Source organism: Paraburkholderia polaris, from assembly GCF_012927345.1.
In the GTDB taxonomy this organism is placed as follows: Bacteria; Pseudomonadota; Gammaproteobacteria; order Burkholderiales; family Burkholderiaceae; genus Paraburkholderia; species Paraburkholderia polaris.
Map to the genome: position 1 here is coordinate 120,330 of NZ_JABBGJ010000011.1, position 23,988 is coordinate 144,317.

Consider the following 23,988-nt stretch of genomic DNA (forward strand, 5'->3'; position numbering starts at 1 on the left):
TTTTTTTCGTAATTTTCCGATTGACGTAAACGTTGCCGTTTCGTACTATCGGCTGCAAATTCCAGCCCTTGTGGAAGCCGAGACGTTCATGCGATTTATCTTTAGTGCGTTGTTGGTCCTGACACTCGCCGCTTGCGCGAGTCAGGGACCGGCGACGAATAGCCCCACCACTGCAACAAACCCCGCCAGTCAGCAAGCCGTAGCCGACGCCCTTCGCAAGACAGCCACCGCCAAAGAGACGATCAACGTCGACCAGGGTTCGGTCGATCAACTGACGAGCGCGGACGCCGATTTGTGGGGCCGTATTCGCCGTGGTTTTCAAATGCCGGATCTGCAAACCGACCTCGTCGACATGCAGGTCAACTGGTATGCGCAGCGCCCGGACTACGTGCAGCGCATGACCGAGCGCTCGCAGAAATATCTCTACCACATCGTCGAAGAGCTCGAAGCGCGCCACATGCCGACCGAGCTCGCGTTGCTGCCGTTTATCGAATCCGCGTACAGCCCGCAGGCATTGTCAGTGGCGAAGGCTGCCGGCATGTGGCAGTTCATGCCGGGCACGGGCCGCACCTACAATCTCAAGCAGAACATGTGGCAGGACGAGCGCCGCGACGTGCTGGCCTCGACCAGCGCCGCACTCGACTATCTGTCGCGTCTGCATGACATGTTCGGCGACTGGCAACTGGCGCTCGCCGCTTACAACTGGGGCGAGGGCAACGTGCAGCGCGCGATTGCCCGCAACGAAGCGGCGGGGCTGCCTACCGACTACCTCAGCCTGCGCATGCCGAACGAGACGCGCAACTACGTGCCCAAGCTGCAGGCGGTAAAGAACATCGTAATGAACCCGCAGATGTACGGGCTCACGTTGCCGTCGATTCCGAACCACCCGTATTTCGTAACGGTCACGACCTCGCACGACATCGACGTGGATACGGCGGCGAAACTCGCGAATCTCTCTCCGGATGAATTCCGCTCACTGAACCCGTCGTTCAGAAAGCCGGTCATTCTCGGCGCCACCCAGCCGCAGATTCTGCTGCCGTTCGACAACGCGAGCGCGTTCGAACGCAATCTGAAGACGTACTCCGGTTCGCTGTCGTCGTGGACCACGTACACGGTCACCGAGCGTGCTGCACCGGCGGCGATCGCGCAAAAGATCGGTGTCGACGCCGACACACTGATGGAAGTGAACAAGATTCCGGTCGGCATGCGCCTGAAGCCGGGCTCGACGATCGTGGTGCCGCGTGGTTCGGACGACGACGAAGACATCAGCGCCGACGTCGCCGAAAGCGCGGTGCTCGCCATGGAGCCTGATGTCCCCGACACCCGCAAGATGCTAATCCGCGTGCGCCGCAATCAATCGATGGCCGCCATCGCGGTACGTTATGGCGTCTCGATCGGTCAGTTGAAGGCCTGGAATCGCACGCATCGCGATCAGGTTTCGCGTGGTCAGGTGATCGTGCTGCACGTGCCGGTCGGTAAGACGATGCCGAGCGAGCCGGGTCCGGAGCGCATCGCGACCGACGTGCAGGGCGGTGGCGTCGAGAAGATCGGCACCCGCGTCGCAGACACGAAGAGCGATTCGCGCTACGATAAGAAGAAGGGTCGTGGCCGCTCCGCCGTGGTGAAGGTGTCTGAGCCGGTGGGTCAAGCCAGCAAGCCGACAACGTCCGGCGCCAGCAAGGGCAAGGTCACGAAGGTGTCGGCTTCCACGTCCAGCAAGGCGTCGAAGGCCGCGGCAGATAGCCGCCCGAAGACCGCGGCCAACGCGAAGAAGGGTAAGTAGACCAAAAGCGGCTCCCACGGTAGTGACCACATGCGTTGCGGGGGCAGCGCGTGAATTGCGCTCCGATCACCCACCGTGTTATTCCGACGCCGTCACCTGTGGTGACGGCGTTTTTCATTCTGCAGATCAATTCGGGCGAAGTTCGCCCATTTCATTTATCTTTCGTGCTTAGGCCAAAGTCGGCCGCTCATTTCAAAGCTTATGTCGTCGACCCAGTTGCGCGTTTTTCTCCTGTTTTCGGCCGGTTACTTCGTTTCGTACGTGTTTCGCGGCGTCAATCTCGGCTTTGCGCCCTTCATCACGCACGATCTCGGCTTGTCGGCCACTGATCTTGGCTTGCTGACCAGTCTGTACTTCCTCGGCTTCGCGGGCGCGCAGATTCCGGCCGGCGTGTTGCTCGACCACTTCGGTGCGCGTCGGGTGACGGCGGTCACCTTGCTATTTGCCGCGCTCGGAATCTGGGTATTCGGCGCCGCGCACAGCGTCGGCATGATGATGTTCGGGCGGTTGCTGATCGGCGTCGGCGTCTCGGTATGTCTTGGCGCTGCCTTCAAGGCGTTGGCGCAGCATTTTGCGTCGGCACGGCTGCCGCTGATGAACGGGCTGGTGATGGCGATCGGCGGTTTTGGCGGCGTGATGGTCGGCTCGCCGCTCACGTGGGCGCTGAGCTTCGCCAGTTGGCGTGCTGTCTGTATCGGCCTGGGTCTGCTGACAGTGCTGGTGGCGGTGGCGCAATGGACTCTTGTGCCGGACACAAAGGAAACCCACCATCAAGCAAGTCTCGGTGCCCAGTTCAAAGGCACTTTGCACATTCTGAAGAGCGCGGCATTCTGGAAAATCGCGTCATTTTCAGTCCTTACGCAAGGCGTGTTCTACGCGATGCAATCACTATGGGTCGGCGCCTGGTTACGCGACGTGCAGGGCTTCGAGCCGCGTGAGGCCGCCGCGCTGGTGTCGGTTCTCGGCTTCGCAATGATGGCCGGCTGCGTGGGCTTCGGCGCGGCGGCACGTAGCCTCGAGCGGCGCGGTGTTTCGCTGTATGTGTTTTGCGGCGTCGGCATGGCGCTGTTCGTCGTCACCCAACTGCTGATCATGTTCAGCGCGCCGCTGCCTGCGAGCCTGCTGTGGGCGGCGTACGGGATCTTCGGCGGTACCGGGATTCTCAGTTATGCAGTCATGGCGCGGCATTTCCCGGCGCAGATGATCGGCCGGGTGAATACCACGCTGACGCTGATCATCTTTCTGCTGATTTTCGGCTTCCAGATCGGCGTCGGGGCGGTGCTGTCGCGCTGGCCGGCCAGCGGCGGACATTATCCGGCGGCTGCGCATCTGACCGCCTGGGGCATTCTGGTGGCGCTACAAGTGTTGAGCGCGATCTGGTACGTATTGCCCGGCCGCGCGCGGCTTCAGCCGGTGCACGCGCGCGCCGAACAGCAGGTTTAAGGCAGCCAAGTAGAGTTCGCAGGGTGGAGTCATATTTACCGCTCCTATCCCGATTCTGGCCCGTGCAAATTTTATCCAGCGGCTTCCGAGCCATGCGCAGCAAGGCTTACACTAGTTTTGGGGCGCGCCTTGCTACGCTAGCTCCCCATCTCGGATTTGGAGGGAAGGGTAGTTTCACGCTATAATTTCAAGGTTTGAGCTTATCAACCCGCACCCTAGCGCCTACCTCTCCCATACCGTTCATCCGCCGCGCGCTTTTGACGCCCCGCACCCCAGCCGATCCGTCCACACAATGGACCCATCGCGCCCCTTGCGACGTCATCAGCAGTACGCGAGCGAGTCTGCGCGCGCATCCTGTCGATGCGTTTCGCTGCGGCTCGCAGTCGGATAGACAGGTCGGCAACAGGGTGTTCCCCAAGGAGTCTCCCGTGTTGCCGTCATTTTCTCCCGCTTTGCTCGCACTCGCCGACGGCACGGTCTTTCGTGGTTACTCGATCGGCGCCCCCGGGCATACGATCGGCGAAGTCGTGTTCAACACCGCTATCACCGGTTATCAGGAAATCCTGACTGACCCGAGCTACGCGCGCCAGATCGTGACCCTCACGTATCCGCACATCGGTAACGTCGGCGTGAATGCCGAAGACGTCGAAGCCACGAAAGTCCATGCCGCCGGCCTGATCATCCGTGATCTGCCGGTTCTCGCGTCGAACTTCCGCATGGAGCGCACGCTCCCGCAATACCTGAAGGACGAAGGCGTGGTCGCCATCGCCGGCCTCGACACCCGTATGCTGACCCGCGTGCTGCGCGACAAGGGTGCACAGAACGGCGCCATTCTGGCCGGCTCGGATGACGAAGCGAAGGCAATCGAACTCGCGCGTTCGTTCCCGGGTTTGTCGGGCATGGACCTCGCGAAGGTCGTGTCGACGAAAGAAAGCTACGAATGGACCCAGACCGAATGGCGTCTGGGCACCGGCTACGGCAAGCAGAACGCGCCGAAGTACCGCGTGGTCGCGTTCGATTACGGCGTGAAGTACAACATCCTGCGCATGCTGGCCGAACGCGGCTGCCACGTCACCGTGCTGCCGGCAGAAGCTTCCGCGGCTGACGCGCTCGCGCTCAACCCGGACGGCGTTTTCCTGTCGAACGGCCCCGGCGATCCGGAACCGTGCGACTACGCGATTCGCGCCACCAAGGAGTTGATCGAGCGCGGCATTCCGACCTTCGGGATCTGCCTCGGCCATCAGATCATGGGCCTCGCGCTCGGCGCCAAGACCCTCAAGATGAAGACCGGCCACCACGGCGCGAACCATCCGGTGAAGGATCTCGAAGACGGCCGCGTGGTCATCACGTCGCAGAATCACGGCTTCGCGGTCGACGCCGACACGCTGCCGGCCAACGCCAAGGTCACGCACATCTCGCTGTTCGACGGCACGCTGCAAGGCTTCGCGTTGACCGACAAGCCGGCGTTCTGCTTCCAGGGCCACCCGGAAGCGTCGCCCGGTCCGCACGACATCGCCTATCTGTTCGACCGCTTCACCGCGTTGATGGACACGAAGAAGGCCGGCAAGACCGCAGCGGCATAAGTCTTGTGAAGCGCCCGAGCGGCGCGCGGCTCGCAACGCGATGGGCGCAACAAGCGCACTCAAGGCGAGCCGCACAAAACAGAGCGCGCGCAACGTATTAACGCAGCGCGCCGACGGAAAGAATTCAGGAATACATTAGCGAGAGCGTTATGCCCAAGCGGACAGACATCAAGAGCATCCTCATCATCGGCGCGGGTCCGATCATCATCGGCCAGGCGTGCGAGTTCGACTACTCGGGCGCGCAGGCATGCAAGGCGCTGCGTGAGGAAGGCTACAAGGTCATTCTCGTCAACAGCAATCCGGCGACGATCATGACCGACCCGAACACGGCCGACGTGACCTACATCGAGCCGATCACGTGGGAAGTGGTGGAGCGCATCATCGCCAAGGAGCGCCCGGACGCGATCCTGCCGACGATGGGCGGCCAGACCGCACTGAACTGCGCGCTGGATCTCCACGCGCACGGCGTGCTGGAGAAATACAAGGTCGAGCTGATCGGCGCCTCGCCGGAAGCGATCGACAAGGCGGAAGACCGCCAGAAGTTCAAAGACGCGATGACCAAGATCGGCCTCGGTTCGGCCAAGTCGGGCACCGCGCATTCGATGGAAGAAGCGCTGCAGGTGCAGGCGGACATCGCTGTGCAAACGGGCAGCGGCGGCTACCCGGTCGTGATCCGTCCGTCGTTCACACTCGGCGGTTCGGGCGGCGGCATCGCGTACAACCGCGACGAATTCGAAGAGATCTGCAAGCGCGGTCTCGACCTGTCGCCCACGCGCGAACTGCTGATCGAAGAATCGCTGCTCGGCTGGAAAGAGTACGAGATGGAAGTGGTCCGCGATAAAAAGGACAACTGCATCATCGTTTGCTCGATCGAAAACCTTGACCCGATGGGCATCCACACCGGCGACTCGATTACCGTCGCGCCGGCACAAACGCTCACGGACAAGGAGTATCAGATCCTGCGTAACGCATCGCTCGCCGTGCTGCGCGAGATCGGCGTGGACACGGGCGGTTCGAACGTGCAGTTCTCGATCAATCCGAAAGATGGCCGGATGATCGTGATCGAAATGAACCCGCGCGTGTCGCGTTCGTCGGCATTGGCTTCGAAGGCCACTGGCTTCCCGATTGCCAAGGTCGCGGCAAAGCTGGCAGTGGGCTACACGCTCGACGAGTTGAAGAACGAAATCACCGGCGGCCAGACCCCGGCATCGTTCGAACCGACGATCGACTACGTTGTCACCAAGATCCCGCGTTTCGCGTTCGAAAAATTCCGCGAGGCCGATGCGCGCCTGACCACGCAAATGAAGTCGGTCGGCGAAGTGATGGCCATTGGCCGCACCTTCCAGGAATCGTTCCAGAAGGCGCTGCGCGGTCTGGAAGTGGGTGTGGACGGTCTGGACGAAAAGACCAATAACCGCGACGAGATCATCCGCGAGATCGGCGAAGCCGGTCCGGATCGCATCTGGTATGTGGGCGACGCGTTCCGTGTCGGCATGACGGCCGAAGAGATCTTCGAAGAGACCTCGATCGACCCGTGGTTCCTCGCGCAGATCGAGCAGATCATCCTGAAGGAAAAGGCGCTGGCAGGCCGTACGCTGGCAAGCCTGTCGAAGGAAGAGCTCAAGTACCTGAAGCAAAGCGGCTTCTCGGACCGCCGTTTGGCGAAGCTGCTCGGCGCGAAGCCAGCGGAAGTGCGCCAGCGCCGTATCGAGTTGAACGTGCGCCCGGTCTACAAGCGCGTCGACACGTGCGCGGCCGAGTTCGCAACGAAAACCGCCTACATGTACTCGACCTACGAGGAAGAGTGCGAAGCGAACCCGACCAACAACAAGAAGATCATGGTGCTGGGCGGTGGCCCGAACCGGATCGGCCAGGGTATCGAGTTCGACTACTGCTGCGTGCACGCTGCGCTCGCCATGCGCGAAGACGGCTACGAAACGATCATGGTCAACTGCAACCCTGAAACCGTTTCGACCGACTACGACACGTCCGATCGTCTGTACTTCGAATCGCTGACGCTCGAAGACGTGCTCGAAATCGTCGACAAGGAAAAGCCGGTCGGCGTGATCGTGCAATACGGCGGTCAAACGCCGTTGAAGCTCGCGCTCGATCTCGAGGCGAACGGTGTGCCGATCGTCGGCACGTCGCCGGACATGATCGACGCCGCGGAAGACCGCGAGCGTTTCCAGAAGCTGCTGCAGGACCTCGGCCTGCGTCAACCGCCGAACCGCACCGCGCGTGCTGAAGACGAAGCGCTGAAGCTCGCCGAGGAAATCGGCTATCCGCTGGTGGTGCGCCCGTCGTACGTGCTGGGCGGCCGCGCCATGGAAATCGTCCACGAGCCGCGCGACCTCGAGCGTTACATGCGCGAGGCCGTGAAGGTGTCGAACGATTCGCCGGTGCTGCTCGACCGCTTCCTCAACGACGCGATCGAATGCGACGTGGATTGCATCTCCGATGGCGAAGCCGTGTTTATCGGCGGCGTGATGGAGCACATCGAACAGGCGGGCGTCCACTCGGGCGACTCGGCTTGCTCGCTGCCGCCATACTCGCTGTCGAAGGAAACCATCGCCGAACTGAAGCGCCAGACCGGCGCAATGGCCAAGGCGCTGAACGTGGTCGGCCTGATGAACGTGCAGTTCGCGATCCAGCAGGTGCCGCAGCCTGATGGCTCGAAAGAAGACATCATCTACGTGTTGGAAGTGAACCCGCGCGCATCGCGTACCGTGCCGTACGTGTCGAAGGCAACCAGCCTCCCGCTCGCTAAGATCGCAGCGCGCGCAATGGTCGGCCAGACGCTGGCGCAACAAGGCGTAACGAAGGAAATCGATCCGCCGTACTTCAGCGTGAAGGAAGCCGTATTCCCGTTCGTCAAGTTCCCGGCAGTCGATCCGGTGCTCGGACCCGAAATGCGTTCGACCGGCGAGGTGATGGGCGTGGGTCAGACGTTCGGCGAAGCGCTGTTCAAGTCGCAGCTCGCGGCAGGTTCGCGTCTGCCGGAGTCGGGCACGGTGTTGCTGACCGTGATGGACGCCGACAAGCCGAAGGCCGTCGAAGTCGCGCGCATGCTGCACGAACTCGGCTATCCGATCGTCGCGACCAAGGGCACGGCTGCCGCGATCGAAGCGGCCGGCGTGCCGGTCAAGGTCGTCAACAAGGTGAAGGACGGTCGTCCGCACATCGTCGACATGATCAAGAACGGCGAAATCGCGCTGGTCTTCACGACCGTCGACGAAACCCGTGCCGCGATCGCCGACTCGCGTTCGATCCGCATGAGCGCACAGGCGAACAAGGTCACGTACTACACGACGATGTCCGGCGCGCGGGCTGCAGTTGAAGGTTTGCGCTATTTGAAGGACCTGGAAGTCTATGATTTACAAGGTCTTCACGCTCGCCTAAACTAAGGCTTCGAATACCTGTCCAAGATGTAAGTGCCGCGGTTAAGCGGCGTTCCGCAGGTGCTGTGGCCCGGGTTTTGCCCGGAACGTCAGCCTCCACGGAATGCACTTAACCGCGGTGATTTTTTTTTACGGCTGTTTTTTGCATAGAGTTGTTTATGAGCACTGTTCCATTGACTAAGCGCGGCGCGGAAATGTTGCGCGATGAATTGCAGCGCCTGAAATCGGTTGAGCGTCCCTCGGTGATCAATTCGATCGCGGAAGCGCGTGCCCAGGGCGATCTGTCGGAAAACGCGGAATACGACGCGGCGAAGGAAAAGCAGGGCTTCGTCGAAGGCCGTATTGCCGAGATCGAATCGAAGTTGGCCGGCGCGCAGGTGATCGACCCGTCCAAGGTGGAGGCGGACGGCCGCGTGGTGTTCGGCGCGACGCTCGAACTCGAAGACCTCGATTCGGGTGCAAAGGTCAAATACCAGATCGTCGGCGACGACGAAGCGGACATCGACCACGGTCTGATCTCGATCAGCTCGCCGATCGCGCGCGCGTTGATCGGCAAGTCGGAAGGCGACGTTGCATCGGTGCAGGCGCCGGGCGGCGTGCGCGAATACGAAATCATCGCGGTTAGCTACGTTTGAAGGCGGCCCCGGTGTCCTTGATGCCGCATCGACTGTTCCGCCTGCTGACGGTGGTGTGGGTCGGTAGTCTGTTGACTATCGGCTATGCCGTCGCGCCGGTGCTGTTCACGTCGCTCGACCGCATGACGGCGGGCGCCGTGGCGGCGCAACTGTTTCGCATCGAGGGCGTGCTGGGCGCGGTGTGCGGCATTTTGCTGCTGGGTCTGGCGAACGTGCTGGTTCGCCGCGGTAGCGACGCTTATCGTCGTTTGCGCTGGTTGATCGCCGGTATGCTGGTGTGCGTGCTGGTGGGTTACTTTGCGTTGCAGCCGTTTATGAATGCAATGCGCATTGCCGCCTTGGAAGCGGGCAGTGATGTTGGGCATTCGGCTTATGCGACACGCTTCGGGATTCTGCACGGCGTGTCGAGTCTGTTTTACCTGATCGAAAGCCTGCTGGGCGTGGCGCTGGTGTGGAAGCTGCCGGCGGGCGTCGGCGTCTTGGCAGCGGAGCAGGGCGCTCGCGGCGCTGCCGGGAAAGTAACCGGTTGAGTGGTGCGGCTACGGCTTGCTTAAGCGGGTTTGCCTGTAGAGTGACTCAAGCGGAAGGGCGCCGGCGGTTTTATCCAGGCGGCTTTGCCTGGGCGGAGTCAACCACGCGGAGTCAGCTTGGCGGCCTGAGCAATTCACACCAAGATGCGGACACTGCCCGCACCCCTCCATCATTCGCTTACTTCGACGACTGATGCGAGCGCTTCGCGCTGGTCTGGCGCTTCTTGGCGCGCTTGATGTTGCCGCCTTGCGTAACGCGTTCATTGCCGCGCACCACGACGGCTTTTGCCTTCGGCTTGCGCATCGGGATTTCGCTGGGCTTCACCACCGTGACCACGCGCGGTGCGCGGCCTTTACCTGGTTTGGCTTCGACAGCCGCTTCGCGGGCGCTAGGCAGGGCGCCGCGCTTGGCCTTCACCGCCGGTTGTGCTGCTGCTTCCGGCTTCCAGATCACCAGCAGCTTGCCGATATGCTGGATCGGCGCAGCGTTCAGCTGGTCGCAGATTTGTTCGTAGATGGCGATGCGCTCTTCGCGTTCGTCACCGAATACGCGGATTTTGATCAGTTGGTGCGCGCCAAGGTGGACCTTGATCTCCGACAGCACAGCGTCGGTTAAGCCTTCGGCGCCGACGAGCACGACCGGTTTGAGCGCATGTGCCTGGGAGCGCAACTCGGCGCGTTGGTCGGAAGAGACTTTAAGGGCTGGCATGGAAAGTGGGAGACTCGACTAAAATGGCGGCACCTGCAGTCCGGATAGATTCGGGCCATGGCGCAGGGCGGCGCGTCAGAACAACAGAATCGCGGATGACTGCCAGTTTTGGCGGTGGCCGCGCGAATTAACCGCGTATTATCCCCTAAAGCGCGACATCACGCAGCAAGAGTTCTACCTTTAATGGCAAAAAACAAATTCAACACCGCGTGGCTGCACGATCACATCAACGACCCGTACGTAAAAATGGCGCAGCGGGAGGGTTACCGCGCCCGCGCTGCTTACAAGCTGAAGGAAATCGACGAGCAGGACAAGCTGATCCGGCCAGGCCAGGTGATCGTCGACCTCGGCTCAGTGCCGGGCAGCTGGAGCCAGTACGCCCGTAACAAGCTCGCCAAGGGCTCGCAGCGCGACGCCGAGCGCGAGGGCGGCATCGACGGCACGATCATCGCGCTGGACATGTTGCCGATGGAGCCGATCGCCGACGTCCACTTCATTCAGGGCGACTTCCGCGAAGACTCGGTGCTTCACCAATTGGAAGAATTGGTCGGGGAACGCCAGGTTGATCTTGTAATTTCGGATATGGCGCCCAACCTGTCGGGGGTGGCGGTGGCGGATGCCGCGCGAATCGAGCATCTGTGCGATATCGCGATGGAGTTCGCACAAAACCACCTGAAGCCGGATGGTGCCCTTTTAGTCAAATGTTTTCATGGCAGCGGTTATAGCCAGATTGTCGAAAAGTTCAAGCGCCAGTTCAAGGTGGTGGCGGCCCGCAAGCCGAAAGCTTCGCGGGACAAGTCGTCAGAAACGTTTATTTTGGGTAAGCATCTCAAGCGACCCGCATAGGTGCGCTGCAGGAAGGTTCCGCATCTGCCGATAATGTGCCCATGGAGCCGAAGATTGGCGCTCTGATGGCCCGCTATGCTATTTCTGTGGTAGCGAAACCTTATGGCAGGGGTCTGCGGACTGGATTAGAATGCTTTCGTGGTGCCGCAAGGCAAATGTAGGCGCCCGTCTAAGTGAAGGAGTGGTGCTTTGAACAACAATATGTTTTCGAAAGCAGCAGTGTGGCTTGTTATCGCACTGGTGCTGTTTACGGTGTTCAAGCAGTTCGACAAGCCCCGTGTCCAGGAAGGCGTTTCCTATTCGCAGTTCATGGACGACGCGAAGAACGGCAAAGTCAAGAACGTCATCGTCCAGGGGCGGAACCTCACGGTCACTCCAGCAGACGGCCAGAAGTACCAGATCGTGTCGCCCGGCGACATCTGGATGGTCGGCGATCTGATGAAGTATGGCGTTCAGGTGAGCGGCAAGGCTGATGACGAACCAAATGCGCTGGTGTCCGCGCTGTACTACCTTGGACCAACGATCCTGATCATCGGGTTCTGGTTCTACATGATGCGACAGATGCAGGGAGGCGGGAAAGGCGGTGCGTTCTCGTTCGGTAAATCCCGTGCACGTCTGATCGACGAAAACAACAACGCAATCAATTTCACCGACGTCGCCGGTTGCGACGAAGCCAAGGAAGAAGTCTCTGAATTGGTCGACTTCCTGCGCGATCCGCAGAAATTCCAGAAGCTGGGCGGACGCATTCCTCGCGGCGTGCTGCTGGTCGGCCCGCCGGGAACCGGTAAGACGCTGCTGGCGCGTGCTATCGCCGGTGAAGCGAAGGTGCCGTTCTTCAGCATCTCGGGTTCGGACTTCGTGGAAATGTTCGTGGGTGTCGGTGCGGCTCGTGTGCGCGACATGTTCGAGCAGGCCAAGAAGCATGCGCCGTGTATCGTGTTCATCGACGAAATCGACGCGGTCGGCCGTCATCGCGGCGCCGGCATGGGCGGCGGTAATGACGAACGCGAACAGACCTTGAACCAGATGCTGGTCGAGATGGACGGTTTCGAAGCGAACTCGGGCGTGATCGTCATCGCTGCCACGAACCGTTCGGACGTACTGGACAAGGCGCTGCTGCGTCCGGGCCGTTTCGACCGTCAGGTGTATGTCGGTCTGCCGGACATCCGCGGCCGCGAGCACATCATGAAGGTTCACCTGCGCAAGGTGCCGATTTCGAACGACGTCGACGCAGCGGTGATCGCACGCGGCACGCCGGGCTTCTCGGGCGCCGATCTGGCGAACCTGGTCAACGAAGCAGCCCTGTTCGCGGCTCGCCGCGGCAAGCGCATCGTCGAGATGAACGACTTCGAAGACGCGAAGGACAAGATCTTCATGGGTCCGGAGCGCAAGTCGGCCGTGATTCGCGAAGAATCGAAGCGTGCTACGGCGTATCACGAGTCGGGTCACGCGGTCATCGCCAAGCTGTTGCCGAAGGCCGATCCGGTGCATAAGGTCACGATCATCCCGCGCGGCCGTGCGCTGGGCGTCACGTGGCAGTTGCCGGAGCATGACAACGAAACGTATTCGAAAGACTACCTGCTGGACCGCCTCGCGATCCTGTTCGGTGGCCGTGTTGCGGAAGAGCTGTTCCTGAACCTGATCAGCACCGGCGCATCGGACGACTTCAACAAGGCAACGGCTACGGCCCGTGCCATGGTGGCTCGCTTCGGTATGACGGATGCGCTCGGACCGATGGTCTACGTTGACGACGAAAACGACGCAACGCCGTTTGGCCGTGGCTTCACGCGCACCATTTCGGAAGCGACGCAGCAGAAGGTCGACGCGGAAATCCGCCGCGTGCTGGACGAGCAGTACAACCTCGCCAAGCGCCTGCTGGACGAGAACCGCGACAAGGTCGAAGCGATGACCGCCGCACTGATGGAGTGGGAAACGATCGACGCCGATCAGATCAACGACATCATGGCAGGCCGTCCGCCGCGTTCGCCGAAGAGCTCTCCGCCGCCGGCAAGCGATGCCTCTTCGGGTGGCAGCACGGGCACCGAGGTCAAGCCGGGCAGCGCGACCGCGCCGGCCTGATAGGCGGCCAGTAGAAAGTGCGGGCCGGTGTGTTTCACACCGGCCCGTTTTGCATTTATCCGTTTTACGTGATTGACCGCTACGTGTCGAAAGTCGAATTTCCTTCTCTTCCTATCCCCGAACCGCTGCAATGCGGCCGCTTCAAGCTGACCTTTGAACGCCCGTTAGTCATGGGCATCCTGAACGTCACGCCCGATTCTTTCTCTGACGGTGGCCAGTACGCGATGCGCGGCGATGCGCTGCGCCAGGCCGAGCGCATGCTGCTCGATGGCGCGGATATCATCGACATCGGCGGCGAATCGACCCGTCCGGGTGCGCCGCCAGTGCCGCTTGACGAAGAACTGGAGCGGGTGATCCCGCTGGTCGAACAACTGCACGGTGCGAATGTGCCGCTGTCGATCGATACGTACAAGCCGGAAGTGATGCGTCGCGCGCTCGCCGCGGGCGCCGATCTGATCAACGACATTTGGGGTTTCCGGATGCCCGGTGCGGTCGATGCCGTGCGCGACAGCGAATGCGGTGTGTGCGTGATGCATATGTCTGGTGAGCCGCAGACCATGCAACTTGGTGAGCCCGACTATAAAGACGTGGTGAGCGAGGTTCGGCAGTTTCTCGAAGAACGGGTGGCGACCCTGAAGCGGGCAGGTATAGCCCGTGCGCGTATCAGCGTGGATCCGGGCTTTGGCTTTGGCAAAGCGGTGGTCGAACACAATTACGCACTGCTCGCGCACTTGCCGGACACGGCGCCGCAAGCCGAGCCGCCGTACCCCATTCTCGCCGGCATGTCGCGCAAGTCGATGGTCGGCGCGGTCGTCGGACGCCCGGCGGCGGAGCGCGTTTCGGGCAGCATCGCCGCAGCGGTATGTGCCGCCGAGCGCGGCGCGGCAATTCTGCGCGTGCACGATGTCGCGCAAACAGTAGATGCATTGAAAGTATGGGCAGCCATGCGCGACGCGGCGAATCACAGCCGCGCGCGAGGCTGAACCCAAAAGCCAAGGAGGAACATAAAAGATGGCACGTCGTTATTTTGGAACGGACGGGATTCGGGGCAAGGTCGGCGAAGGACCCATTACGCCGGAGTTTGTATTGCGGCTCGGCTACGCCGCCGGCAAGGTGCTCGCGGGCGCGGACCGCTGGGCCAGGACGGGCGCACGTCCCACGGTGCTGATCGGTAAAGACACACGGGTGTCGGGCTATATGCTCGAAGCCGCGCTCGAAGCGGGCTTTTCCGCGGCCGGGGTCGACGTCATGCTGGCCGGGCCGATGCCCACCCCGGGCATCGCCTATCTGACGCGTGCACTGCGGCTTGCCGCAGGCGTCGTGATCAGCGCCTCGCACAACCCGTACTACGACAACGGCATCAAATTCTTCTCCGCCGACGGCAACAAGCTGCCCGACGACGTGGAATCGCAGATCGAAGAACAACTCGATCTGCCGCTCGCATGCGCGGCCTCCGAGCAACTCGGCAAGGCGCGGCGCCTCGACGACGCAGCCGGCCGCTACATCGAGTTCTGCAAGAGCACCTTCCCGGCAGCGTTCGACCTGCGTGGCCTGAAGCTGGTGGTCGACTGCGCGCACGGTGCAGCGTACGACGTCGCGCCGCACGTGTTCCACGAACTCGGTGCTGACGTGATTCCGATCGGCGTCGCGCCGAACGGTTTCAATATCAATGACGGCGTCGGCGCGACCGCGCCGGACGCGCTGGTGCGCGCGGTGCGCGCGAACCACGCGGACCTCGGCATCGCACTCGACGGCGACGCCGACCGGTTGCAGGTGGTGGACGCGGCAGGCCGCCTGTATAACGGCGACGAGCTGTTGTACGTGCTGGTCAAGGACCGGATGGCGACCGACGGCAAAGTGGAAGGTGCGGTCGGTACCTTGATGACCAATATGGCGGTCGAAGTCGCGCTGCAGGAAGCCGGGGTGAAGTTTGTCCGCGCGGCGGTGGGCGACCGCTACGTGCTCGAGCAGTTGCGTGAGCACGGCTGGCAACTGGGTGCGGAAGGCTCCGGCCATATTCTCTCCCTTGACCGCCATTCGACCGGCGACGGCATCGTGTCGGCCCTGCTGGTGCTGGCCGCAATGAAGCGCAGCGACAAAACGCTCGCTGAGTTGCTCGACGGCGTCACGCTGTTCCCGCAGAAGCTGATCAACGTGCGCATGCAACCCGGCGCGGACTGGAAGGGCAGCGATGTGATTCGCCGCGCCATCGGCATGGCCGAGGAAGCGCTGAACGGCCGCGGCCGTGTGCTGATTCGCGCCTCGGGCACCGAGCCCGTTCTACGCGTGATGGTCGAAGCAGAAAATGTCGACGACGCGGTTCGCCATTCCGAAGCAATCGCCAACGCGGTCAAGCAAGCCACCGCCTGAACAACGCAGGGCCGCTGCGCGCCTACGGCAACCCTGCCGACGGCGCGCAAGCCTTTCTATCTTGTCACCGAAATTCGCCGTACTGCCCAGAAGACCCCGTAAGAATTCAGGTCTGTTGTCGTTGCGCTAGTTGATTTCAAGATAATATCCTGCGCCATTTTGTCCAAGGCGAAAACATTGATTTATTGAGTGTGAATTTATACACTGCGGATAGTTGATTTTGAAGTTAAAGGATTGGCTTAAGTTATCTTTTTTTGGAGCCGTGAAAACCGCACAAAGTCTTTTGTTAATTGTCACGGCCGCCATTCGTCGGCCGGATTGAAATCTGTTTTCGATCGGTTCGGATTATTAAGGGAATGCGCTTTATGTCTACGGCAGTCACTTATCCTGGTGTTTATGTTGCTGAGTCTGGCGGCCTGACTATTTCCGTAAACTCCGTGGCCACCGCTGTTCCAATTTTTGCGCTAAATAACACTTCAGATAACAACAAGAATCTATTCAATAACGCCACAAGGGTGAATTCATGGTTGGATTGGACAGCCATGAAGGGACAAGGACACCTTTACCTATGTGGAAGATGGGGTACTCCGACTCTATTTCGCGAACGGCGGGGGCGCTTGTTACGTGGTGAGCGCCAGCAATCTGGCGGAACAGGTCCCACAATACGACGATATTACGTTGATCGTAAGCGCGGGCCAGGATATATCCTCGCAGGTGGACACGTTATGTCAAGATGGAAAAAATTTGTTTGCCATTCTCGACGGACCTGCAACAGAAATAACTTCGACTTACGATCCCAGCAGTTCGTACGCTGCCAATTCCTACGCAGCTGTATATTATCCATGGTTCACGCCAAGTTGGGCGGACAAGCCAATTCCGGCTAGCGGCGCAATAGCGGGTATATATTGTTCTACAGATCGCACCCGCGGTGTGTGGAAGGCGCCAGCCAATGTTGTAATACAGGGCGGTGCCGAGCCGCAGTTTATTGTCACTGATTCCCTGCAAGGGCAATTCAATAAGGGACTGGCGATCAATATGCTCCGTAAGCTTGACGATCGCGGCTTGGTCGTCTGGGGAGCGCGAACGCTAGATGACTCCGATAACTGGCGATATATCGCTGTGCGCCGTTTGTTCAATAGTGCGGAAAAGGATATCAAGGCTGCCATGCAAAGCCTGGTCTTTGAGCCGAACAATCAGCCCACATGGGAAAAAGTAAGAGGCGCGGTTAGCAACTATCTGCACGGATTGTGGCGGCAGGGTGCGTTGGTTGGCGCAACGGAAGCGGAAGCTTACTTCGTCGAGATCGGCGAGGGCACCACCATGACCGCCGACGATATCGCGCAAGGGAAAATGATTGTCAGTGTGGGGATGGCAGCGGCTCGCCCCGCGGAGTTTATTATTCTGGAGTTTACCCAGAGCGTGGCGCAGGGCTGACCCACCGCCCGGTCGCGCTTAAGCCTCGCCTGCGCGCGGCGACCCGTCCCGCTTCAGACCCTCCAGCCATGGACGACCGGGAGGCAGTGTCCGGTCGTCGCCACAACTATGTGACGCGGCAGATTGCATCCGCGTGATATGGCCGTCCATACTTCCTCCATCCAACGCAAACGTTCAGCTCGGGCGTTTCTCGCGTAGTCTTGCTGATATCTTGCAAACGCCGCGTAAGCAGCGCTTTGCCGCGTCGCGGTAGCTTTCATCACGGTAATCCCACTGTCACATCCGTTTCACGATAAGTCACGTTACTGTCACAAAGAGACCCTAAGCTTCGCGGTGTTCGTGTTATTCGCTCACACCGCTCACACCCTTGGAGGTCTCATGAAATTGATGCAAACCGTGTTCGCTGGCGTCGCTGGCGCGCTTTTCGCGATCGCCGCGCAAGCCGCAGACATCACCGGCGCGGGCAGCACCTTCGCAGCACCGATCTACACGAAGTGGGCTGACGCCTACCAGAAGTCGGGCGGCGGCAAGGTCAATTACCAAGGTATTGGTTCGTCGGGTGGCGTGAAGCAGATCGTTGCGAAGACCGTCGACTTCGCCGGTTCGGACGCTCCGCTGAAGGACGACGAACTCGCCAAGGAAGGCCTGTTCCAGTTCCCGACGGTAGTCGGCGGCGTGGTGCCGGTCGTCAACGTGCCGGGCGTGAAGCCGGCGGAACTGACGCTGTCGGGTGAAGTGCTCGGCGACATCTACCTGGGCAAGATCAAGAAGTGGAACGATCCGGCGATCGTTGCGCTGAACCCGAAGATCAAGCTGCCGGATACCGACATTGCCGTGGTTCGCCGCGCCGATGGTTCGGGCACCAGCTTCATCTGGACAAACTACCTGTCGAAGGTCAATGCTGACTGGAAGTCGAAGGTCGGTGAAGGTGCAACGGTCAGCTGGCCGACGGGCACGGGCGGCAAGGGCAACGACGGCGTCGCAGCCTTCGTGCAACGTCTGCCGGGCGCAATCGGTTACGTGGAATGGGCATACGCGAAGCAAAACCACATGACGTACGTCGCGCTGAAGAACTCGACGGGCACGGTGGTCGAGCCGAAGACGGAAACGTTCAAGGCAGCGGCAGCGGGCGCGGACTGGTCGAAGTCGTTCTACCAGATCCTGACGAACGAGCCGGGCAAGAACGCATGGCCGATCGTCGGCGCAACGTTCGTGCTGCTGCACACGACGCAAGACAAGGCGCCGCAAGGCACCGAAACGCTGAAGTTCTTCGACTGGGCGTTCAAGAACGGCACGCAAGCCGCAAACGATCTGGATTACATCTCGCTGCCGGATTCGGTTGTTTCGGAAATCCGCACGCAATGGAAGTCGAAGGTGAAGGACGCTGCGGGCAAGGCAATCGCTGACTGAGCTTTGCAGTAAGCGTTAAGCAGCAAGCTTCTCGCAACACGTTGGCCGTCCTCATGTGAGGACGGCCAACGGCATTACCCCGGCACTAGCCAAGCATCATCCGCCGCACGACAAGTGTCATACGGCAACTGGAAACAGGTCCATCAGGCTCTCATGTCCGATATCCAATTAGCGTCTGGCGCGGCGAGGTCAACACCGCCCGGCAGCGCGTCGCAGCAGAAAGCGCCCAGCCGCGCCGGCGATGTCATCTTCGGCGGCCTCGCGCGCCTCGCCGCCATCATCACGCTGTTGCTGCTCGGCGGCATCATCGTTTCGCTGATCGTCGCCTCCATGCCGTCGATCAAGCAGTTCGGCCTCGCGTTTCTCTGGACCGCCGACTGGGATCCACCTGGCAAGCAATTCGGCGCATTGGTGCCCATTTACGGCACGATCGCGACCTCGCTCATTGCACTCATCATCGCTGTGCCCGTCAGCTTCGGCATCGCGCTTTTCCTGACCGAACTCGCGCCCGCGTGGCTGCGCCGTCCGCTCGGTATCGCCATCGAACTGCTCGCCGCGATCCCGTCGATCGTCTACGGCATGTGGGGTCTGCTGGTGTTCGCGCCGATTTTCGCGACCTGGTTTGAAAAGCCGCTCGGCGCGGTGCTCGGCGGGATTCCGTTTGTCGGCGCCTTGTTTCAGGGCGCGCCGATCGGCATCGGCATCCTGTGCGCCGGCGTGATTCTCGCGATCATGATCATTCCGTACATCGCCGCGGTGATGCGCGATGTGTTCGAAGTCACGCCGGTCCTGCTGAAGGAATCGGCGTACGGCATCGGCTGCACGACGTGGGAAGTGATGTGGAAGATCGTGCTGCCCTTCACCAAGAGCGGCGTGATCGGCGGCGTGATGCTCGGCCTCGGCCGTGCGCTCGGCGAGACGATGGCGGTGACCTTTGTGATCGGCAACACCAATCTGCTCGATAACGTCTCGCTATTTTCGCCGGGCAACAGCATTACTTCGGCGCTCGCCAATGAATTCGCGGAAGCGGATCCGGGCCTGCATACGTCGGCGTTGATGGAACTCGGGTTGATCCTGTTTGTGATTACTTTCATCGTACTGGCGATCTCGAAGATCATGCTGCTCCGCCTCGAAAAAGGGGAGGGCGCGAAATGAGCCAACCCACCTTGAACATGCCGGGTTCGCACGACGCCGCTACGCTCGAAGCAATGCGCGTGCGTCTGCAGGGCCGCCGCCGCGCGAAGAATGCGGTTGCGCTGACGATGTCGCTCGCGGCCATGGCGTTCGGTCTGCTGTGGCTCGTGTGGATTCTTTATACGACGCTGCGTCTCGGCATCGGCGGCTTGTCGGTCGAATTGTTCACGCAATCCACGCCGCCGCCGAACACCGATGGCGGCGGTCTCGCCAACGCGATCGTCGGCAGCGTGATGCTGGTTGCGCTCGCAACGTTCGTCGGTACGCCGATCGGCATTCTGGCGGGCGTCTATCTCGCCGAGTACGGTCAGAAGGGCTGGCTCGCCAGTCTCACGCGTTTCATCAACGACATCCTGTTGTCGGCGCCGTCGATCGTGGTGGGTCTGTTCGTCTACGCGCTGGTTGTCGCGAAGATGGGGCACTTCAGCGGTTGGGCCGGCGTGTTCGCACTCGCCCTGCTGCAGATTCCGATCGTGATCCGCACCACGGAAAACATGCTGAAACTGGTACCGAACGCGCTGCGTGAAGCGGCTTTCGCACTCGGCACGCCAAAGTGGAAGATGGTGCTGTCGATCACGCTGAAGGCGTCGATCGCGGGCATTATCACCGGCGTGCTGCTCGGCGTCGCGCGGATTGCCGGCGAAACCGCGCCGCTCCTGTTCACGGCGTTGTCGAATCAGTTCTTCTCGATGGACATGAACCAGCCGGTCGCGAACCTGCCGGTCACGATCTACAAGTTCGCGATGAGCCCGTTTGCGCAATGGCAATCGCTCGCGTGGGCCGGCGTCTTCCTGATCACGCTCGCGGTGCTGGGATTGAACATCCTCGCGCGCACGATCTTTTCGAATAAGTAAGGGCGGAGTGTAATCCGATGAATATGGCAGAAACTCAATTCAATCCGACCGTGCGTCCGACGGCGCCCGCCGGTTTCGATCCCGCCCAGAGCGGCCAGGCGCAAGCCCCGTCGCGTCCGAAGATCGAGATCAACGACCTGAACTTCTTCTACGGGAAGTATCACGCGTTGAAGAACATCAATCTGCGCATTCCCGAGGGCAAGGTGACCGCGTTCATCGGCCCGTCGGGTTGCGGCAAATCCACCTTGCTGCGCACGCTCAACAAGATGTACGCGCTCTATCCGGAGCAGCGCGCCGAAGGCGAGATCCTGATGGACGGCGAAAACCTGCTGACCTCCAAGCGCGATATTTCGCTGCTGCGCGCGCGGATCGGCATGGTGTTCCAGAAGCCGACGCCGTTTCCGATGTCGATCTACGACAACATCGCGTTTGGCGTGAAGATGTTCGAAACGCTGCCGCGCTCGGAAATGGACGACCGCGTGGAATGGGCGCTGACCAAGGCCGCGCTGTGGAACGAAGTGAAGGACAAATTGGGCCAGAGCGGCTACGGTTTGTCCGGCGGCCAGCAGCAGCGTCTGTGTATCGCGCGCGGTATCGCGATCCGTCCCGAAGTGCTGCTGCTCGACGAGCCGTGTTCCGCACTCGACCCGATTTCCACGGGCCGTATCGAAGAGTTGATCGCCGAATTGAAGAGCGATTACACGGTGGTGATCGTCACACACAACATGCAACAGGCCGCGCGCTGTTCGGACTACACTGCCTATATGTACCTCGGTGAATTGATCGAATTCGGCGACACCGAAAAGATCTTCATCAAGCCGGTCCGCAAGGAAACCGAGGATTACATCACTGGCCGCTTCGGTTAAACCGACGACGAGCAAAACAACGGAGTACGACATGTCCGATAAACATCTGTCCAGCCAGTTCGACGCCGACCTGAACCTCGTTTCTTCGAAGGTGCTCGAAATGGGCGGCCTCGTCGAATCGCAGATCGTCAACGCGATGATCGCGCTCAACAACTTCGACCGCGATGTATGTGAACAGGTGATCGCGGCCGAAGAGCGCCTGAACACGATGGAAGTCGAGATCGACGAAGAGTGCAGCAACATCATCGCGCGCCGTCAGCCGGCCGCGCGCGATTTGCGCCTCCTGATCGCGATTTCGAAGACCATCACGAATCTCGAACGCGCCGGCGACGAAGCTGAAAAAATCGCCAAGCGTACCAAGCGTCTGATGGAAGACGGCGCCTCGCGCAGCATCAATATTGCCGAGATTAAATTGTCGGGCGAAATGGCGGTGTCGATCCTGCGCCGCGCGCTGGACGCCTTTGCACGTCTCGACACGGTCGCCGCCGCGCAGATCATGCGCGACGATAAGGCGATCGACGAAGAATTCCGCGCTTTCGTTCGCAAGCTGATTTCGTACATGACGGAAGATCCACGTTCGATTTCGGTGGGCCTCGATTTCCTGTTTATCGCCAAGGCGATCGAACGGATTGGCGACCACGCGAAGAACATCGCCGAATTCATCATTTACATCGTCAAGGGCACCGACGTGCGGCACAAGTCGCGCGACGCGCTCGAACGCGAAGCGCTCAGTTAATCCAGATATAAGGAACAGAGGTGCCGATGCCCAGCAGCATTCTCGTCATTGAAGATGAGCCCGCCATTTCCGAACTGATTTCGGTCAATCTTCAACACGCCGGACACTGCCCGATTCGCGCGTACAACGCGGAGCAGGCGCAGAACCTGATCAGCGACGTACTGCCCGACCTCGTCCTGCTCGACTGGATGTTGCCGGGCAAGTCAGGCATTGCGTTCGCCCGCGATCTGCGCAACAACGAGCGCACCAAGCACATTCCGATCATCATGCTGACCGCGCGCGGCGATGAACAGGACAAGGTGCTCGGCCTCGAAATCGGCGCCGACGACTACGTCACCAAGCCGTTTTCGCCGAAGGAACTGATGGCGCGTATCAAGGCGGTGTTGCGCCGCCGCGCGCCGCAGTTGACCGAAGACCTGGTTGCGATCAACGGTCTGAAGCTCGATCCGGCGACGCACCGCGTCGCCGCACAGGCGGAAGGCAGCGAGATCAAACTCGACCTCGGCCCGACTGAATTCCGCCTGCTGCACTTCTTCATGACGCACCCGGAGCGCGTGCACAGCCGCACGCAATTGCTCGATCAGGTGTGGGGCGACCATGTGTTCGTCGAAGAGCGCACGGTGGACGTGCACATCAAGCGTCTGCGCGCGGCGCTCAAGCCGGCCGGGTGCGATGCTATGATTGAGACGGTACGCGGCAGCGGCTACCGGCTCGCGAAGAGCGCCTGACTTTGCGGTAGCACTTTTCTCTTCGATCACTAGAACATGAACATCATCTGGGCGCGCTCCATCGTGTCGGTCGTGCTGCTGGCTGTTCTGTGCGTGGTGGTCGGCGCACTCCTGAACGTCAAGGCAGGGCTGGTCCTCGCGATCGTCATGCTGCTGGCGCAGAGCCTCTTCAGCACCTTCCACAAGCAGCGTTTGTGGCGCTTGCTCGACGCGCCGGTCTACGGCGAAGTGCCGAGCGCTCCCGGTATTTGGGGCGAAATCTACTACCGTCTGCACAAGCTTGCGAAGCGCTGGCATGCGCAGGTGCGTCAGGTCGAGCAGCAGCATTCGCGTTTCATTCAGGCGATACAGGCGTCGCCGAACGGCGTGGCGATGCTCGACGATCACGATCAGATCGAGTGGTGCAACGCGATCTCCGAACTTCATTTCGGGCTCGATGCGAAACGCGATCTGCGCCAGCACATCACGCATCTGGTGCGTCAGCCCGATTTCGTGCGCTATCTGAATTCGCATCGCTATGAAGAGATGCTGATCATGCGCGGCATGGGCGACAAGCGCCAGAACGTGCTGTCGGTGCAGGTGTTTCCGTACGGTGAAAATCGCAAGCTGGTGCTGTCGCAAGACATCACGGAGTTGGAGCGCACCGACGCGATGCGACGTGACTTCGTCGCCAATGTCTCGCATGAACTGAAGACGCCGCTGACCGTGCTGTCGGGTTTTCTCGAGACGATGCGAGAACTGCCGTTGAGCGAAGCCGAGCGCGGGCGCTACCTCGAATTGATGGAGCAGCAGGCCTCGCGGATGCGCCATATCGTCGACGACTTGCTGGTGCTCGCGAAGCTCGAAGGCGACAACAAGCCGCCGAGCGATCAGATGATCGATATGCGCGCGGTGCTGCGGCATCTAAAGGACGACGCGCAAAGCCTGTCGAGCGACCATCACAAGATCGTGTTCGACGCCGACGAAGGGCTCACTGTCACCGGCGTGGAAACGGAAATACTCAGTGCGCTTGGCAACCTCGTGACCAATGCGATCCGCTACACGCCGGACGGCGGTGCGATCACGGTGACCTGGCACGCCAACGGCGGCAGTGCGGTTTTTTCGGTCACGGACAGCGGCTTGGGGATCCCGGCTGCGGACATTCCGCGTCTAACCGAGCGCTTCTATCGTGTCGACCGCAGCCGCTCGCGCGATACGGGTGGGACGGGCCTCGGCCTCGCCATCGTCAAGCATGTGCTGCAACGGCACGATGCGCAGCTTGACGTGAAGAGCGAAGAGGGACGTGGCAGCACGTTCACTGTGCGCTTCCCGGGGTACCGAACGGCGCGTCGGCAACCGGCGCCGGTTTGAGAATCGTGGCCTGAAAAGAAAGCCCGCCTGTAGCCAAAGG

General features: G+C 60.9%; 19 protein-coding genes. 18 read left to right on the plus strand and 1 reads right to left on the minus strand.

Annotated elements, in window-relative coordinates; genetic code table 11:
• The first annotated feature begins 88 nt into the window (after positions 1–88).
• The 6 genes from HHL24_RS12350 (at position 89) to HHL24_RS12375 (ending at position 9,372) form a co-directional block, all read left to right on the plus strand.
• Positions 89–1,783, plus strand: coding sequence for a transglycosylase SLT domain-containing protein (locus HHL24_RS12350; RefSeq protein WP_169485746.1), 1,695 nt, complete (start codon positions 89–91; stop codon positions 1,781–1,783).
• 201 nt (positions 1,784–1,984) lie between these two features.
• Complete coding sequence (locus HHL24_RS12355) at positions 1,985–3,226, plus strand: MFS transporter (RefSeq protein WP_169485747.1); 1,242 nt, start codon at positions 1,985–1,987, stop codon at positions 3,224–3,226.
• A gap of 428 nt (positions 3,227–3,654) precedes the next feature.
• Positions 3,655–4,809, plus strand: coding sequence for a glutamine-hydrolyzing carbamoyl-phosphate synthase small subunit (gene carA / locus HHL24_RS12360; RefSeq protein WP_169485748.1), 1,155 nt, complete (start codon positions 3,655–3,657; stop codon positions 4,807–4,809).
• Between the two features lie 149 nt (positions 4,810–4,958).
• Entirely contained in the window at positions 4,959–8,213 is a 3,255-nt protein-coding gene (gene carB, locus HHL24_RS12365; protein ID WP_169485749.1) for a carbamoyl-phosphate synthase large subunit, read from the plus strand.
• Positions 8,214–8,365: 152 nt separating this feature from the next.
• Positions 8,366–8,842 (plus strand): transcription elongation factor GreA, encoded by a 477-nt coding sequence (gene greA / locus HHL24_RS12370; protein ID WP_097389983.1) that lies wholly within the window; start codon positions 8,366–8,368, stop codon positions 8,840–8,842.
• 20 nt (positions 8,843–8,862) lie between these two features.
• Positions 8,863–9,372, plus strand: a complete 510-nt coding sequence (locus tag HHL24_RS12375; protein WP_169485813.1) for a DUF4149 domain-containing protein — start codon at positions 8,863–8,865, stop codon at positions 9,370–9,372.
• 178 nt (positions 9,373–9,550) lie between these two features.
• Here HHL24_RS12375 and HHL24_RS12380 read toward each other — a convergent pair whose 3' ends face one another.
• Entirely contained in the window at positions 9,551–10,081 is a 531-nt protein-coding gene (locus HHL24_RS12380) for a YhbY family RNA-binding protein (protein ID WP_169485750.1), read from the minus strand.
• Between the two features lie 183 nt (positions 10,082–10,264).
• Between HHL24_RS12380 and HHL24_RS12385 the strand changes: the two genes are divergently transcribed.
• The 12 genes from HHL24_RS12385 (at position 10,265) to phoR (ending at position 23,948) form a co-directional block, all read left to right on the plus strand.
• A complete protein-coding gene (locus tag HHL24_RS12385; RefSeq protein ID WP_169485751.1) occupies positions 10,265–10,927 on the plus strand; it encodes an RlmE family RNA methyltransferase in 663 nt (220 codons plus the stop codon).
• A gap of 189 nt (positions 10,928–11,116) precedes the next feature.
• Entirely contained in the window at positions 11,117–13,006 is a 1,890-nt protein-coding gene (gene ftsH, locus HHL24_RS12390; RefSeq protein ID WP_169485752.1) for an ATP-dependent zinc metalloprotease FtsH, read from the plus strand.
• Positions 13,007–13,089: 83 nt separating this feature from the next.
• A complete protein-coding gene (gene folP / locus HHL24_RS12395) occupies positions 13,090–13,989 on the plus strand; it encodes a dihydropteroate synthase (RefSeq protein ID WP_169485753.1) in 900 nt (299 codons plus the stop codon).
• A gap of 28 nt (positions 13,990–14,017) precedes the next feature.
• Positions 14,018–15,376, plus strand: coding sequence for a phosphoglucosamine mutase (glmM, locus tag HHL24_RS12400; protein ID WP_169485754.1), 1,359 nt, complete (start codon positions 14,018–14,020; stop codon positions 15,374–15,376).
• A 627-nt stretch (positions 15,377–16,003) separates the two neighbouring features.
• A complete protein-coding gene (locus HHL24_RS12405; protein WP_206002826.1) occupies positions 16,004–16,810 on the plus strand; it encodes a phage tail sheath family protein in 807 nt (268 codons plus the stop codon).
• Between the two features lie 378 nt (positions 16,811–17,188).
• Positions 17,189–18,220, plus strand: coding sequence for a phosphate ABC transporter substrate-binding protein PstS (gene pstS, locus HHL24_RS12410; protein ID WP_169485755.1), 1,032 nt, complete (start codon positions 17,189–17,191; stop codon positions 18,218–18,220).
• A 153-nt stretch (positions 18,221–18,373) separates the two neighbouring features.
• Positions 18,374–19,375, plus strand: a complete 1,002-nt coding sequence (gene pstC / locus HHL24_RS12415; protein WP_169485756.1) for a phosphate ABC transporter permease PstC — start codon at positions 18,374–18,376, stop codon at positions 19,373–19,375.
• Complete coding sequence (gene pstA, locus HHL24_RS12420) at positions 19,372–20,268, plus strand: phosphate ABC transporter permease PstA (protein ID WP_169485757.1); 897 nt, start codon at positions 19,372–19,374, stop codon at positions 20,266–20,268. The genes pstC and pstA overlap by 4 nt, the downstream gene beginning before the upstream one ends.
• Before the next feature lie 17 nt (positions 20,269–20,285).
• Entirely contained in the window at positions 20,286–21,134 is an 849-nt protein-coding gene (gene pstB, locus HHL24_RS12425) for a phosphate ABC transporter ATP-binding protein PstB (protein ID WP_169485758.1), read from the plus strand.
• A gap of 31 nt (positions 21,135–21,165) precedes the next feature.
• Entirely contained in the window at positions 21,166–21,870 is a 705-nt protein-coding gene (gene phoU, locus HHL24_RS12430) for a phosphate signaling complex protein PhoU (protein WP_169485759.1), read from the plus strand.
• Positions 21,871–21,896: 26 nt separating this feature from the next.
• Positions 21,897–22,598 (plus strand): phosphate regulon transcriptional regulator PhoB, encoded by a 702-nt coding sequence (gene phoB, locus HHL24_RS12435; protein WP_169485760.1) that lies wholly within the window; start codon positions 21,897–21,899, stop codon positions 22,596–22,598.
• A 36-nt stretch (positions 22,599–22,634) separates the two neighbouring features.
• The gene (phoR, locus tag HHL24_RS12440) at positions 22,635–23,948 is read left to right on the plus strand and encodes a phosphate regulon sensor histidine kinase PhoR (protein WP_169485761.1); all 1,314 of its coding nucleotides are present in this window, start codon (positions 22,635–22,637) and stop codon (positions 23,946–23,948) included.
• The last annotated feature ends 40 nt before the right edge of the window (positions 23,949–23,988 follow it).

Excerpts from the sequence above, each read along its gene's own strand:
- HHL24_RS12385 (WP_169485751.1), top strand. The coding sequence starts at position 10,265 with ATGGCAAAAAACAAATTCAACACCGCGTGGCTGCACGATCACATCAAC.
- pstC (WP_169485756.1), top strand. The coding sequence starts at position 18,374 with ATGTCCGATATCCAATTAGCGTCTGGCGCGGCGAGGTCAACACCGCCC.
- greA (WP_097389983.1), top strand. The coding sequence starts at position 8,366 with ATGAGCACTGTTCCATTGACTAAGCGCGGCGCGGAAATGTTGCGCGAT.
- phoU (WP_169485759.1), top strand. The coding sequence starts at position 21,166 with ATGTCCGATAAACATCTGTCCAGCCAGTTCGACGCCGACCTGAACCTC.
- carB (WP_169485749.1), top strand. The coding sequence starts at position 4,959 with ATGCCCAAGCGGACAGACATCAAGAGCATCCTCATCATCGGCGCGGGT.
- HHL24_RS12355 (WP_169485747.1), top strand. The coding sequence starts at position 1,985 with ATGTCGTCGACCCAGTTGCGCGTTTTTCTCCTGTTTTCGGCCGGTTAC.
- HHL24_RS12375 (WP_169485813.1), top strand. The coding sequence starts at position 8,863 with ATGCCGCATCGACTGTTCCGCCTGCTGACGGTGGTGTGGGTCGGTAGT.
- pstA (WP_169485757.1), top strand. The coding sequence starts at position 19,372 with ATGAGCCAACCCACCTTGAACATGCCGGGTTCGCACGACGCCGCTACG.
- glmM (WP_169485754.1), top strand. The coding sequence starts at position 14,018 with ATGGCACGTCGTTATTTTGGAACGGACGGGATTCGGGGCAAGGTCGGC.
- pstS (WP_169485755.1), top strand. The coding sequence starts at position 17,189 with ATGAAATTGATGCAAACCGTGTTCGCTGGCGTCGCTGGCGCGCTTTTC.
- phoR (WP_169485761.1), top strand. The coding sequence starts at position 22,635 with ATGAACATCATCTGGGCGCGCTCCATCGTGTCGGTCGTGCTGCTGGCT.
- HHL24_RS12350 (WP_169485746.1), top strand. The coding sequence starts at position 89 with ATGCGATTTATCTTTAGTGCGTTGTTGGTCCTGACACTCGCCGCTTGC.
- HHL24_RS12380 (WP_169485750.1), bottom strand. The coding sequence starts at position 10,081 with ATGCCAGCCCTTAAAGTCTCTTCCGACCAACGCGCCGAGTTGCGCTCC.
- pstB (WP_169485758.1), top strand. The coding sequence starts at position 20,286 with ATGAATATGGCAGAAACTCAATTCAATCCGACCGTGCGTCCGACGGCG.
- phoB (WP_169485760.1), top strand. The coding sequence starts at position 21,897 with ATGCCCAGCAGCATTCTCGTCATTGAAGATGAGCCCGCCATTTCCGAA.